Below are 11,218 nucleotides of genomic sequence, written 5' to 3'. Positions count from 1 at the left end.
ACGCCGCGATGGCCCCCGCGATCAACAAGCCCAGCACGAGGTCGCGCAGGATCGCCAACCACTCCATTGCGAACACGTGGGAGACGGAGGTGAAACCCTCCGCGGAAAACAGCCGGCGAGCGAACGAGCCCTGTTTCTTGATGGACATGTCCATGGCGGCATGGCCTTCCATGGAGCCGGCGATCCCGCGGTCGGCCTGCTCGCGGGCGGCGTCGATGAGGCGCGAGCGCACGAACAGCCGGAACAAGACGGCGAGCACCACGATCATCAGCGGTCCGCCGACGAACTCCGCGGCGGTGAACTGCCAACCCATCAGCAGGGCCAAGATGATGCCCAGTTCCACCACCAGGTTGGTGGAACCGATCTCGAACGCCATGGCGGCGACGAAGCTGGCGCCCTTGCGAAAGAGTGACCGGGCCAACGCCACGGCGGCGTACGAACACGACGACGATGCCGCGCCGAGTCCGGCGGCCAGTGCCAGGGTGCGTGGCCGGTCGTCGCCGAGCAGGGCCACGATGGTCGAGCGTCGCACCACCGCCTGCACCACCGCCGACAGGGCAAATCCCAAGATCAGCGCCCACAGGATTTCCCACGTCATCGATCCCGCCACCGCCAAGGCGTGTCCGACCGCTGCTAGCACGAGTGCTCGACCCCTTTCGGTTGGCTCGGGCTCCCAACATATACCCCACAGGGGTATCTGACAAACCGGGCAAAGCGTTCTGGCCAGGGCGGAGAGCCGGCCTGATCCCTAGAATGGCCGCAACAGGCGCAACCAGTGAAATGTCCGACACACCGGCCTCGCCACCGCTGTCACAGAGGCAACACCAGGCACACTGGTAACAACACGTTTGCAGAAGCCAGGAGGATATGGCCGTGTACCGGGTCTTTGAAGCGCTCGACGAGCTGAGCGCCATCGTTGAAGAAGCACGCGGCGTTCCGATGACGGCCGGCTGCGTGGTGCCACGGGGCGACGTACTGGAACTGATCGACGACATCAAGGATGCGATCCCAGGCGAGCTGGACGACGCCCAGGACGTGCTCGACGCGCGTGACTCGATGTTGCAGGACGCCAAGTCGCACGCCGAATCGATGGTTTCCTCGGCGACCACCGAATCGGACTCCATGCTCAACCACGCCCGCGCGGAGGCGGACCGGCTCCTGTCCGACGCAAAAGCGCAGGCCGACCGCATGGTCAGCGAGGCGCGCCAGCACAGCGAGCGGATGGTCGGCGAGGCGCGCGAGGAGGCGATGCGCATCGCCACGGCCGCGAAGCGGGACTACGAGGCCAGTGTCAGCCGCGCCCAGGCCGAGGCCGACCGGCTGCTCGAGAACGGCAACATCTCCTACGAGAAGGCTGTGCAAGAGGGCATCAAGGAACAGCAGCGCCTGGTGTCGCAGAACAGCGTGGTGGAGGCGGCGAACGCCGAGGCCACCCGTCTGATCGACTCGGCGCACGCCGAGGCGGACCGGCTGCGCGGCGAATGCGACATTTACGTCGACAACAAGCTGGCCGAGTTCGAGGAATTCCTCAACGGCACGCTGCGCTCGGTCGGCCGCGGTCGTCACCAGCTACGGACGGCGGCCGGCACACACGACTACGCGGTGCGCTAAGCCTCAGCCGGGCGGCCGCGCCCTGGAATTATGCGGCTCGCACCGTAGGATTTGTGCTATGACGCGGCAGCACAGCACCACCTCGCAACGCCGTCTGAGCTCGCCGTTGACGGTCGACATCACCCGGCTCGGGCGTCGCCCCGGGGCGATGGTCACCCTGCGGAAGACCGTGCCGAGCCCGTCGCGCATCGGGCTGGACATGATCGCGATCGAGGCCGGCGCCCCGTTGGAGCTGGACCTGCAAGTTCAGTCGGTCTCCGAGGGCGTGCTGGTGACGGGCACGGTTGACGCGCCCAGCGTCGGCGAGTGCTCGCGTTGCCTGACCCCGGTCAAGGGTCACGTGCAGGTCCAGCTGACCGAACTGTTCGCCTACCCCGACAGCACGACGGAGGCGACCACCGAGGAAGACGAGGTCGGACACATCGTCGACGACGCTTTCGACCTCGAGCAGTCGATCGTCGACGCCGTCGGGCTCGAGCTGCCGTTCTCGCCCGTGTGCACCCCCGACTGCCCGGGTCTGTGCCCCGAATGCGGCGTTGCCCTCGCCGCCGAGCCCGGACACCACCACGACCGCATCGACCCGCGGTGGACGAAACTGGCCGGCATGTTTCCCGAGCCCGACCCGCCGCGGGGTGAGCAGTGACCTCGCGGCAGGACCTGCTCGACGCGCTGGGCGTCGGGCTGCCCGAGGAGCTGCTCTCGCTGGCGTTGACGCATCGCAGCTACGCCTACGAGAACGGCGGGCTGCCGACCAACGAACGTCTGGAATTCCTCGGCGACGCCGTGCTGGGCCTGACCATCACCGACGAGCTCTACCACCGCCACCCCGACCGCTCCGAGGGGGACCTGGCCAAGCTGCGGGCCAGCGTCGTCAACACCCAGGCGCTGGCCGACGTCGCGCGCAAGCTGTGCCCGGACGGCCTGGGCGTGCACCTGTTTCTCGGGCGCGGAGAGGCCAACACCGGCGGCGCCGACAAGTCGAGCATCCTGGCCGACGGGATGGAATCGCTGCTGGGCGCCATTTATCTGCAGCACGGGATCGACACCGCGCGCGAGGTGATCCTGCGGTTGTTCGGCGCGCTCCTCGACGCCGCGCCGACGCTGGGGGCCGGGCTCGACTGGAAGACCAGCCTGCAGGAGCTGACCGCGGCGCGGGGCATGGGCGCGCCCTCCTACGTCGTCACCTCCACCGGTCCCGACCACGACAAGGAGTTCACCGCCGTCGTGGTCGTGATGGACACCGAATACGGGTCCGGTGTGGGCCGCTCCAAGAAGGAAGCCGAGCAGAAAGCCGCGGCGGCGACCTGGAAAACGCTGGAAGCGCTCGACACGGCGGGGAAAACGTCGGTCTAGATGCGCGAATAGGTCGATGGCGATGACCCGCCGCGCCCGGCTTCGCCGCGCTTGCGATCATCGCTCGGATCGATGGCGATGACCCGCCGCGCCCGGCTTCGCCGCGCTTGCGATCATCGCTAGATGCCCGAGCTACCCGAAGTCGAGGTGGTCCGCCGTGGGCTGCAGGCCCGCGTCGTGGGCAAGACGATCAAGGCCGTGCGGGTGCACCACCCGCGAGCCGTGCGACGGCACGAGGCCGGACCCGCCGACCTCACCGCCCGGCTGCTCGATGCCCGGATCACCGGCACCGACCGGCGCGGCAAGTATCTGTGGCTGCTGCTCGACGGTGCGGACGACCCTGACACGGCACTGGTCGTGCACCTCGGCATGAGCGGCCAGATGCTGCTGGGGGAGGTGCCGCGCGCCGACCACGTGCGCATCTCCGCGCTGCTCGACGACGGGACCGTGCTGAGCTTCGCCGATCAGCGCACCTTCGGCGGGTGGATGCTCGCCGATCTGGTGAGCGTGGACGGCAGCGTGGTGCCCGCGCCAGTCGCGCACCTCGCGCGCGACCCGCTGGACCCGCTCTTCGACCGCGAAGCCGTCGTGAACGTCCTGCGGCGCAAGCATTCCGAGATCAAGCGGCAGTTGCTCGACCAGACCGTGGTTTCGGGCATCGGCAACATCTACGCCGACGAGGCGCTGTGGCGGGCCAAGGTCAATGGCGCCCGGATCGCCGCGACGCTGGGCCGCGGCCGGCTGGGCGCCATCCTGGATGCCGCGGCCGACGTGATGCGCGACGCGCTGGCGCAGGGCGGGACCTCGTTCGACTCGCTGTACATCAACGTCAACGGCGAATCGGGCTACTTCGACCGGTCGCTGGACGCCTACGGCCGCGAAGGCGAGAACTGCCGGCGCTGCGGGGCGGTGATGCGCAGGGAGAAGTTCATGAACCGGTCGTCGTTCTACTGCCCGAAATGTCAGCCGCGCCCGCGACTTTGACCGTGCGATCGGGGCTTTTGCGCGTGCGTCGACGGTCGCGACACGCCGGGCGGTGTCGCCGGGGAAGCACGCTCGACGCGGCGCACGGGAGGTCGCGAACGTTTCGGAGAAAGGTGAGGTTATCCTCACCTAGCATCGTTATCCTGGGTGCATGGTGAACCTTCGGCGTCGGGGCTACTAATGCGGGATTCAGTTCGGGTGTCGGATTCTCCGACAGTGCTCGCCCAGCTCACGCCGGGCCAGCGGGCAACCATCGTGGGTGTGGCGCCGGCGGCGCCGCCCGTGGTGGCGGGCCGGCTGCGGCAACTGGGATTCCGGCCGGCATCCCACGTCGAGGTGATTCGACGCGCCCCCATGGGCGACCCGACCATCTACCGCGTTCAAGACACCGAGCTGTGCTTGCGCCGGCGCGAAGCGTGCCTGATCGAAGTCGACGCGGGAAGCGGCTCATGACGTCCTGCCACGAGGAGGGCGGTACCGCGCTCGCGGTCGTGGGCGTGGCGCGCGTGGCGCTGGTGGGCAGCCCCAACGCGGGCAAGACCTCCGTCTTCAACCACCTCACCGGCCTGCGCGCCAAGACCGGCAACTACCCGGGCGTCACCGTCGGGCGCAGGGTGGGCATCACCAAGGTCGACGACGTCGAGATCGCCGTCGAGGATCTGCCGGGCACCTACAGCCTGCAGCCGATCAGCCCGGACGAACAAGTCGTGGCCGACCTGCTGGCCGGCAAGATCGCCGACGCCGATCGACCCGACGCGATCGTGTTGGTGGCCGACGCCACCACGCTGCACCGCTCGATCACCCTCGTGGCACAGGTGCTGCGGCTTGACGTGCCGTGCCTGTTGGCACTGACCATGACCGACGAATTGACCGCGCGCGGGGGCACCGTCGCCGTCGACGCCTTGTCGACGGCGTTGGGGATTCCGGTGGTCCCCGTGATCGCGCACCGCGGCGCGGGGATCGACACCCTGCGCGCCCGACTGGCGTCCTTCGACCGGTGGCAACGGCCCCCGATCCTGCCCCCATCTCACGACGATGCCATCGACGCCTGGGGCAAATCGGTGCTCGCCGCGGCCGGATACGTTGCGCCACAACCGGATCGGCGCACCCGGGGAATCGATGCGATCGTGCTCCATCCCCTGTGGGGCACCATCATCTTCTTCGCGGTGATGTTCTGCTTCTTTCAAGTCGTCTTCACCGTCGCCGCGCCACTGCAGGACCGGGTGAGTCAGGGGCTGGGCTGGCTCGGCGTACTGGTGAGCGACCACGTCGGCAACTACGTGGTGCGCGGACTGCTCGGCCAGGGACTCATCGGCGGCGTGGGAACGGTATTGCAGTTCATCCCGCAGATCGTGTTGCTGTTCTTGTTGATCGCGTTGCTGGAGAACGTCGGTTACATGGCGCGGGCCGCGTTCTTGATGGATCGGGTGATGGCCGCGACGGGATTGGAGGGTCGTGCGTTCGTCGCGATGCTCTCCTCTTTCGCGTGCGCGATCCCGGGGATCATGGCCACCCGGACGCTGCCGTCGTCGCGCGACCGGATCGCGACCATCATCACGGCGCCGCTGATGACGTGCTCGGCGCGGCTCCCGGTGTTCACCCTGCTGGTGGGGCTTTTGGTTTCACCGCAGACCCAGTGGTGGGGGCTGAGCGCGCAGGGCATCGCGATGTTCTTGCTGTATCTGTGCGGCGGCACCTCGGCCCTGATCGCCGCGTCGCTGTTCAAGTCGACAATTCTGCGCAGCGACCTGCTGCCCTTCACGATGGAGCTTCCGCCGTACCGCTTCCCCTCGCCCAGGACCGTGCTCATCACGATGTGGGATTCGGCCAAAGTGTTCTTGCGCAAGGCCGGAACCATCATCCTGGGCACGTCCGTGGTGCTGTGGGTGCTGCTCAATCTGCCCGCGCGGCAAGCCGAAACCGCACATATGTCGCCGACGGAGACCACCGCCTACGTGATGGACCACAGCTACGCCGCCGACGTCGGGAAGGCGATCGGACCGGTATTCAAGCCGCTGGGGTTCGATTGGCACATCAACGTCGCGCTGCTCGGGTCCTTCTCGGCGCGTGAGGTTTTCGTGTCGACCCTGGGGCAGGTCTCGGCGGCGACGAACCCCGAGGATCCGCATGAGGCCCTGGTCGCCATGACAGACGACGACGGCCACAAGGTGTTCACCTCGTCGACCATCATCGCGCTGATGGCGTACTTCATCTTCGCGCTGCAATGCATGTCCACCGTCGCGGTGATGCGCCGCGAGACCAACTCGTGGCGGTGGCCCGCCTTCGCCTGGTCCTACATGTTCGTCCTGGCCTGGACGATGGCCTTTGCCGCGCGATCGATCGCGATAGCGGTGGGCGCATGATCCCGATCCACGCCACGGCCACCGCGGACCCTCAGCAGCTGCGCTGGGTGGTGCCGCCCGACCGGTTGCCGGCGCGCGGCACCGTTCGGCAGGCCCCGGGCGGGCTGGGCGCCCTGCTGGACACCGGGACGATCGCAGAGATTCTGGTGGATTCCGGCGGCATCCTGATCACGGCCGGCGCGGGTGGCAGCTGGCGCGACTTGGGAGACGACGTTCGCGAGGCGCTCTGCGAAGCGCTTGTGGCCCCGCAGGACTGGGTGGTCGACGAATCGTCCGCCCCCGGCCTGGAAAGCCCAGAAAGCCTGGAAAGCCCCGAAAGCCTGGAAAGCATTGCCGCGGAACTGCTCGCGGGCCCCGTCGGCGCGCTCGCTGCCTCGCACGGCGGGTCGATCGAGCTTGTCTCGGTGGCCGGCCGCACCGTGACCGTGCGAATGATGGGTGCCTGCGACGGGTGTCCGGCCGCGTCGTCCACGTTGCGCGACGTCTTCGAGCGCGAACTGCGGCGGCGGTCCGGTGATGACGTGGTGGTGTCGTGCGAAAGCGATTCGTCCGCAATCTCATTGGGCAAGAAGCTGCTGTCGCTGATAGTCCGTTGAGGGCGCGGCGGGCGCCTCGGTCATCGAGTGTGCGCTCAGGGCTTCGGGTGTGCGTTCGGGGCGGCGACACGCCGGGCGGCGCCACCCAGGACGCACGCTCGATTCGGGCTTACGGGGCAGTCAATCGAAGATGTCCCGCCGCGAAATCCCCGCGGGTAAGGCGGGGTCGACGAACCATTCGCGGGGAAAGAGCAGGCCGAACGCCTGGGGCGGTAGCCGGAGCAGGGCTGCGTACATGCGGGCGCCCACGCTGGATTCGCCGATCTGCGAGCGGTGGGCGGCGAACGCGTCACGCTTCTGGCGGGCGAATCCGAAGACGTCGATGCGGTGGGTGATGCTCGCCCGGGGCGCGTACGCGGTGCGGGCGACGTCCGGCTCGTACGGCGCCGGGAGCCGCAACATGCGGGCGAGATGGCCGACGCGGACCAGTAATTCGCGCGGCATGGTCGCCTCCAGCACCCGCGGTGTCCCCGCGAGTTCGGCGCCCCGCTTGCCGACGTGGTGCACCTGGACGTGATCGCGGTGGCCGTACCCGCCGTTGGGCTGGTAGCTGAGCAGCAGGTCGGCGCCTTCCTCGCCGAGTATCGCCGCGAGTTGCTGCGCGGCCTCCTCGACGTTCGCCCGCCCGAAACGGACCCGCCCCGGCGGGTCCGGGTAGAACAGCGGGCCGTAGCCGCTGTCGGCGTAGCCGAGACACTCGACCCGATCGACTCCCAAAATGTCTGCGCTCGAATGCAATTCGCCCAGCCGGAAGTCGCTTTCGTCATTGTGCACCCGTCCGTCGGTCGCGGTGACGACGACGACGCGATGCCCGCCCGCCGCCGCACGTGCGAGCGTGCCGCCGGTGAGGATCACCTCGTCGTCCGGGTGGGCGTGGAATGCGACCACGGTGGCCATGAAACGCAGTATGCCCGCGGCGTGGGGCACGCGCCGCCCGGTAAAAAGTAGGGCATGACCGAACTATGGGTGGAGCGCACGGGGTCGCGCCGGTACACCGGACACAGCTCGCGCGGTGCGCAGGTGCTCGTCGGCTCGGAGGACGCCGAGGGTGTGTTCACCCCCGGCGAGCTGCTCAAGATCGCGCTCGCTGCGTGCAGCGGGATGGCCAGCGATCAGCCGCTCGCCCGCAGGCTCGGCGACGACTACAAGGCCGTGGTGAGGGTGTCCGGGGACGCCGACCGCGAGAACGAGGTCTATCCGCTGCTGGAAGAGACGCTCGAGCTCGACCTGTCCGCCCTGTCCGCGGAGGACAAGGAGCGGCTGCTGGTGGTCGTCGGCCGGGCGATCGACCTGGTCTGCACCGTCGGGCGCACGCTCAAAGGCGGCACGCAGATCGATTTCAAGGTCGCCGATGTCGGATCCTGACGTCAGGCTTACCGCCTGGGTGCGCGGGGAGGTCCAGGGCGTCGGCTTTCGCTGGTGGACGCGATCCCGGGCGCTCGAGCTAGGGCTTACCGGATACGCGGCCAACCAGGCCGACGGCCGCGTGCTGGTGGTCGCCCAGGGGCCGCGCGCGGCCGGCGAGAAGCTGCTGACCCTGCTCAAGGGGGGCGAGTTCTGGCCGCCGCGGCCGGGCCGCGTCGACAACGTGATCGCGGACTGGTCAGCGCCGCAGGAGCGGTTCGACGGCTTCGTCGAGCGCTGACGCGGCCCCACACCCATTCCCCCGTGACTGATGTGGCCACTGTGACCAGTGCGCCGCAGCGTGTTCGGCGTGGACATTTCGGCCCGGGCGACACCCCGCGGTGAGGCTGGCACGGGCGATTTGAGCGGTAGTCTGGCTCGCCGTGTACCTCAAGAGTCTGACGCTGAAGGGCTTCAAGTCCTTCGCATCGCCGACGACTCTGCGTTTCGAGCCGGGCATCACCGCCGTCGTCGGGCCCAACGGCTCGGGAAAATCCAACGTCGTCGACGCCCTCGCGTGGGTCATGGGGGAGCAGGGAGCAAAGACCCTGCGCGGCGGCAAGATGGAAGACGTCATCTTCGCCGGCACCTCCTCGCGGGCCCCGCTCGGTCGCGCCGAGGTCACCGTCACCATCGACAACTCCGACAACGCGCTGCCCATCGAATACTCCGAGGTCTCGATCACCCGCCGCATGTTCCGCGACGGCGCCAGCGAGTACGAGATCAACGGCGCCAGTTGCCGATTGATGGACGTGCAAGAGCTGCTCAGCGACTCCGGGATCGGCCGCGAGATGCACGTGATCGTCGGGCAGGGCAAACTCGACGAGATCCTGCAGTCGCGCCCCGAGGACCGTCGCGCCTTCATCGAAGAGGCCGCCGGCGTGCTCAAGCACCGCAAGCGCAAGGAGAAGGCCCTCCGCAAACTCGACGCGATGTCGGCGAACCTCGCCCGGCTGACCGACCTGACCACCGAGCTGCGCCGCCAGCTCAAGCCGCTGGGCCGCCAGGCCGAGGTGGCCCGCCGCGCCCAGACCATCCAGGCCGACCTGCGCGACGCCCGGCTGCGGCTGGCCGCCGACGACCTGGTCAATCGGCAGGTCGAACGGGACGCCATCTTCGAAGCCGAGGCCGCCATCCGCCGCGAGCACGACGAGGCCGCCACCCGGCTGGCCGTGGCGTCGGAGGAGCTCACCGCGCACGAGGCGGCCGTGGCCGAACTCACCGCCCGCGCCGAATCGGTCCAGCACACCTGGTTTGGGCTGTCCGCGCTGGCCGAACGGGTGGCCGCCACGGTGCGCATCGCCAGCGAACGCGCCCAGCACCTCGACACGGAACCGGCGCCGCCCAGCGACACCGACCCCGAGGCGCTGGAGGCCGAGGCCGAGCGGGTCGCGGTTGCCGAGCAGCAATTGCTGGCCGAGCTGGCCGAGGCGCGCACCCGCCTGGAAGCCGCCCGCGCCGAACTCGGCGAGCGCGAGCGCGAGGCCGCCGAGGCCGACCGGGCCCACCTGGCCGCGGTGCGGGCCGAGGCGGACCGGCGCGAGGGCCTGGCGCGGCTGGCCGGTCAGGTGGAGACCATGCGGGCACGCGTCGAATCGATCGACGACAGTGTCGCGCGGCTGTCCGAACGCATCGAACAGGCCGCCGCCCGGGCGCAGCAGTCCAAAGCCGAATTCGAAACCGTGCAGGGCCGCGTCGGTGAGCTCGACCAGGGCGAGGTGGGGCTCGACGAGCACCACGAACGGACCGTGGCCGCGCTGCGGTCAGCCGACGAACGCGTCGCCGAACTGCAGGCCGCCGAACGCGACGCCGAGCGCCGGGTGGCGTCGCTGCGGGCCCGCATCGACGCGCTCTCGGTCGGGCTGGAACGCAAGGATGGTGCGGCCTGGCTCACCGAAAACCATGCTGGCGCAGGGCTTTTCGGCCCGGTCGCCAAGCTGGTCAAGGTCCGCTCCGGTTACGAGGCGGCGCTGGCCGCGGTGCTGGGTTCGGCGGCCGACGCGCTGGCCGCCGAGAGCCTCGGCGCGGCCCGGTCCGCGGTCGCCGCGCTCAAACAGGCCGACGGCGGGCGCGCGGCGCTGGTGCTCGGCGACTGGCCCGCCGACGACCCCGCGTCGCGTGACGCGCTGCCCGGCTCCGCGCTGTGGGCGCTGGACCTGATCGAGGTGCCCGCGCGCCTGCGCGGCGCCATCACGGCGATGCTCTCCGGCGTCGCGGTGGTCGACGACCTGGACCAGGCGCTCGAACTGGTGGCGGGCCGCCCGCGGTTGCGCGCGGTCACCCGTGACGGCGACCTGGTGGGCGCCGGCTGGGTCAGCGGAGGCTCCGACCGCAAGCTGTCCACGCTGGAGGTGACGTCGGAAATCGACAAGGCGGGCAACGAGCTGGCCGCCGCGGAATCGCAGGTCGCCCAGCTGACCGCGGCGCTGTCCGGGGCGCTGACCGAACAGGCCGCCCGCCAGGACTCCGCCGAGCAGGCGCTGGCCGCGCTCAACGAATCCGACACCGCGATCTCGGCGATGTACGAGCAGCTCGGCCGGCTCGGGCAGGAAGCCCGCACCGCCGACGACGAGTGGAACAGGTTGCTGCGGCAGCGCGAGGAGCTCGAAGCGGGCCGCACGCAGACGGTCGAGGAAGTCACGCAGCTGGAAACCCGGCTGCGCAACGCGCAAGAGACCCAGCACGTGCATGCCGAAGAGCCCAACCACGCGGAGGTCCGGCAGCGGATCGCCGCCGCCGCCGAAGGCGCCCGCAGTGCCGAGGTGGAGGCCCGGCTGGCGGTGCGCACCGCCGAGGAGCGGGCCAACGCCGTACGCGGGCGCGCGGATTCCCTGCGCCGGGCCGCGGCCGCGGAGCGCGAGGCGCGGCTGCGGGCCCAGCAGGCGCGTGAGGCGCGGCTGCTGGGCC

Annotated in this window: 12 protein-coding genes; 10 read left to right on the top strand and 2 right to left on the bottom strand. The window is 69.6% G+C overall.

Translation table 11 applies throughout. The annotated features are described in order from the left end of the window. A partial coding sequence (locus A9X04_RS27640; protein ID WP_231980408.1) for a permease occupies nucleotides 1-598 on the bottom strand: 598 nt, incomplete at its 3' end. Nucleotides 599-873: 275 nt separating this feature from the next. Between A9X04_RS27640 and sepIVA the strand changes: the two genes are divergently transcribed. The 7 genes from sepIVA to A9X04_RS27605 all read left to right on the top strand — a co-directional run bounded on the left by sepIVA (nucleotide 874) and on the right by A9X04_RS27605 (nucleotide 6,907). Continuing rightward, nucleotides 874-1,611 (top strand): cell division protein SepIVA, encoded by a 738-nt coding sequence (sepIVA, locus tag A9X04_RS27635; RefSeq protein ID WP_067927889.1) that lies wholly within the window; start codon nucleotides 874-876, stop codon nucleotides 1,609-1,611. Nucleotides 1,612-1,669: 58 nt separating this feature from the next. Next, the gene (locus A9X04_RS27630) at nucleotides 1,670-2,254 is read left to right on the top strand and encodes a DUF177 domain-containing protein (RefSeq protein ID WP_197509450.1); all 585 of its coding nucleotides are present in this window, start codon (nucleotides 1,670-1,672) and stop codon (nucleotides 2,252-2,254) included. Further along, the gene (rnc, locus tag A9X04_RS27625) at nucleotides 2,251-2,964 is read left to right on the top strand and encodes a ribonuclease III (RefSeq protein ID WP_067927881.1); all 714 of its coding nucleotides are present in this window, start codon (nucleotides 2,251-2,253) and stop codon (nucleotides 2,962-2,964) included. The genes A9X04_RS27630 and rnc overlap by 4 nt, the downstream gene beginning before the upstream one ends. Nucleotides 2,965-3,087: 123 nt before the next feature. Continuing rightward, complete coding sequence (gene mutM, locus A9X04_RS27620) at nucleotides 3,088-3,948, top strand: DNA-formamidopyrimidine glycosylase (RefSeq protein WP_067927880.1); 861 nt, start codon at nucleotides 3,088-3,090, stop codon at nucleotides 3,946-3,948. 216 nt (nucleotides 3,949-4,164) lie between these two features. Next, nucleotides 4,165-4,401: a FeoA family protein gene (locus A9X04_RS27615; protein WP_067927879.1), complete on the top strand. Its 237-nt coding sequence runs from the start codon at nucleotides 4,165-4,167 to the stop codon at nucleotides 4,399-4,401. Next, the gene (locus tag A9X04_RS27610; protein ID WP_067927876.1) at nucleotides 4,398-6,311 is read left to right on the top strand and encodes a ferrous iron transporter B; all 1,914 of its coding nucleotides are present in this window, start codon (nucleotides 4,398-4,400) and stop codon (nucleotides 6,309-6,311) included. The genes A9X04_RS27615 and A9X04_RS27610 overlap by 4 nt, the downstream gene beginning before the upstream one ends. Then, the gene (locus A9X04_RS27605; protein ID WP_067927873.1) at nucleotides 6,308-6,907 is read left to right on the top strand and encodes a NifU family protein; all 600 of its coding nucleotides are present in this window, start codon (nucleotides 6,308-6,310) and stop codon (nucleotides 6,905-6,907) included. The genes A9X04_RS27610 and A9X04_RS27605 overlap by 4 nt, the downstream gene beginning before the upstream one ends. Nucleotides 6,908-7,027: 120 nt before the next feature. On the opposite strand, the gene A9X04_RS27600 is transcribed toward A9X04_RS27605, so the two are convergent. Continuing rightward, nucleotides 7,028-7,804, bottom strand: a complete 777-nt coding sequence (locus A9X04_RS27600; RefSeq protein ID WP_067927883.1) for a PIG-L deacetylase family protein — start codon at nucleotides 7,802-7,804, stop codon at nucleotides 7,028-7,030. 54 nt (nucleotides 7,805-7,858) lie between these two features. Between A9X04_RS27600 and A9X04_RS27595 the strand changes: the two genes are divergently transcribed. The 3 genes from A9X04_RS27595 to smc form a co-directional block, all read left to right on the top strand. After that, a complete protein-coding gene (locus A9X04_RS27595) occupies nucleotides 7,859-8,272 on the top strand; it encodes an OsmC family protein (protein WP_067927870.1) in 414 nt (137 codons plus the stop codon). After that, a complete protein-coding gene (locus tag A9X04_RS27590; RefSeq protein WP_067927866.1) occupies nucleotides 8,259-8,552 on the top strand; it encodes an acylphosphatase in 294 nt (97 codons plus the stop codon). The genes A9X04_RS27595 and A9X04_RS27590 overlap by 14 nt, the downstream gene beginning before the upstream one ends. A 142-nt stretch (nucleotides 8,553-8,694) precedes the next feature. Then, nucleotides 8,695-11,218, top strand: a 2,524-nt coding sequence (gene smc, locus A9X04_RS27585; RefSeq protein ID WP_067927863.1) for a chromosome segregation protein SMC, incomplete at its 3' end; no start/stop codon positions are given.

This window comes from Mycobacterium sp. E3247, assembly GCF_001667785.1.
Taxonomy (GTDB): Bacteria; Actinomycetota; Actinomycetes; order Mycobacteriales; family Mycobacteriaceae; genus Mycobacterium.
The sequence above is the reverse complement of the archived record's forward strand: the minus strand, read 5'-3'. Positions and strand labels throughout refer to the sequence as shown.